The 1,806-nt window shown below is 40.3% G+C and carries 2 protein-coding genes and 1 pseudogene; all 3 read right to left on the bottom strand.

The features are described 5' to 3' along the window. A pseudogene (locus tag AB6D80_RS24885) lies at positions 1-89 on the bottom strand (IS6 family transposase); the annotation flags it as partial. Positions 90-206: 117 nt separating this feature from the next. Next, on the bottom strand, positions 207-1,469 hold the full coding sequence (locus tag AB6D80_RS24880; RefSeq protein ID WP_017100094.1) for a type II toxin-antitoxin system HipA family toxin: 1,263 nt from the start codon (positions 1,467-1,469) through the stop codon (positions 207-209). After that, on the bottom strand, positions 1,456-1,791 hold the full coding sequence (locus AB6D80_RS24875) for a helix-turn-helix transcriptional regulator (protein ID WP_017100095.1): 336 nt from the start codon (positions 1,789-1,791) through the stop codon (positions 1,456-1,458). The genes AB6D80_RS24880 and AB6D80_RS24875 overlap by 14 nt, the downstream gene beginning before the upstream one ends. Between the last annotated feature and the right edge of the window lie 15 nt (positions 1,792-1,806).

The following is a 1,806-nucleotide window of genomic DNA, read 5'->3' as shown; positions in this document are numbered from 1 at the left end:
TCAATTTCACGATAACTGAGTTTATAGGCGAGATAATAACGTACGGTTTCGAGAATAACTTCAGAGGGGAAGTGGCAACCTTTAAACATTGAGATTCAGAGTATTAGGTAAAGATTGAGTAAATCTTAACCGACAACGCAAAACTTTGCGACAAAACCCATCATGTCGTACGGACATTGTTTATTTAGATATTCCATGTATTCTACTTAATGACCATCTTGCGGCTTTAAATGTTCCATTTCATTGAATATGTAGTTATTCAATATCACACGTTTGAAAAGTAACTTTCGCGTAACTTCAGGGACATCTACTTCGTTACACACGGATTCAAACTCTTGGGTAATCGTAGAAATTTGAAACCTAATAATTTCTTCTGCTTTTTCAGCCTTAATATTGAAACTTGGTGCTGCTTGCATACAAAGTGATAACAGAGATAAATTAAGATTTTCGAAGATCTTCATTCCATGACTCGCCTCCCCACCTGTACGGTTTTGTGGACAAATATCATAAGCCGGTGACAGGGATATTTTCTCCCCTTCTACAAAGAAAGCATGATTTCGAGCATGGTCATCCGTATTACCGATCAGTACATTAAATACCATCCGTGCAAATAGCTCTTGGCTATCAGAGGTAAAATCGATGCAATACTGCTTCATATTGTTCACTAGGTCTGCGTAAGATGCCTCTCTAGCCCATGTTTCATCTAAGCCTAAAACTGTCAGCCCGGACACCATTGAGCGACGACACCAAACGTCACCAACTAACGCTCTATCAAAGCGTCTTACAAGAAGAACATCTTTTCCTAATACTTTTTCAAAAATAACTTCGGCAACATTGAGTCCTGCTAACTTGGCAAGCCTCATTGCTACGTATTCTGATTGTACAACTTCGTAAGTATCATTTGATGCTGAAAACTTAGCAATATACTTAGCTTCATTACCAGTGATCATCGCTTTCGGGCGAGCACCTCCGAGGGATGTACCATGCATAAGTGCTCTATCCAAATCCGAAGAGATTTCCTTACCTTGACCGACGATTTCAGACGCATTGTATAATTCTTCAAGAGTTGCCGCATCAGTAGAACGATCAAAATACTCAGTGGCCGATTCTTGAAAATCGAGAGAACCGATCCGATCTGAAGCGGAATGCATCAAATACGTCATTTCGCCTAACTCAGCATCGTAGTCTTTGCCCATCAACCGAGAATTAATGACCCTACGTCCCCAAGCATCTGGAGCTGCATCACGCAAGCAAGAGAATATAGGCATACCTTGAACTGGTTCCTTAGTACCAGCAGAAAGCGGTAATTCATTTGAGTAAATTGGTTCTGCATCTGAACGTTTCAAGTAAGACTGACCGTACGTAAAATGTTGGCCAGTTTCATCAATAGTGAGTCTACCTGCTACCACAGGCTCTGATTGTCCTTTAAGCCATTTCCAAACGAAGCATTGATTACTAGAAGTCATCATCTAAAATTACCTTTTTCCTTCTTACTCGATTAGGCAGTAATGCCTCAATTTTCGCATTTGTTTTACGTTTAATAGCAAACTGGTTTTCATCGGGTTCAAATAAAGGAACACCTAATACCCAAGCAGTTTCGAAGTAGAGTCCGATACTTACAGACGGATCACCTTTAAGAATCTTTATCATAGTGGGCTTAGATACCCCAACTCGGGAACAAGTCTCTTCTACAGTGATTTTCTTTTCCTTACGCTGGATTGTAAGCATCGTGGCAAAATGAGTTAGTGCGGCACTAGCAACAGTGCTAACCTGAATGTTACCTCTTCCCATAGTAAATTAACCTTT

The sequence above is a fragment of the Vibrio sp. 10N.247.310.17 genome, assembly GCF_041466605.1.
Taxonomy (GTDB): domain Bacteria; phylum Pseudomonadota; class Gammaproteobacteria; order Enterobacterales; family Vibrionaceae; genus Vibrio; species Vibrio tasmaniensis_A.
The sequence above is the reverse complement of the archived record's forward strand: the minus strand, read 5'-3'. Positions and strand labels throughout refer to the sequence as shown.

Excerpts from the sequence above, each read along its gene's own strand:
- AB6D80_RS24880 (WP_017100094.1), bottom strand. The coding sequence starts at position 1,469 with ATGATGACTTCTAGTAATCAATGCTTCGTTTGGAAATGGCTTAAAGGA.
- AB6D80_RS24875 (WP_017100095.1), bottom strand. The coding sequence starts at position 1,791 with ATGGGAAGAGGTAACATTCAGGTTAGCACTGTTGCTAGTGCCGCACTA.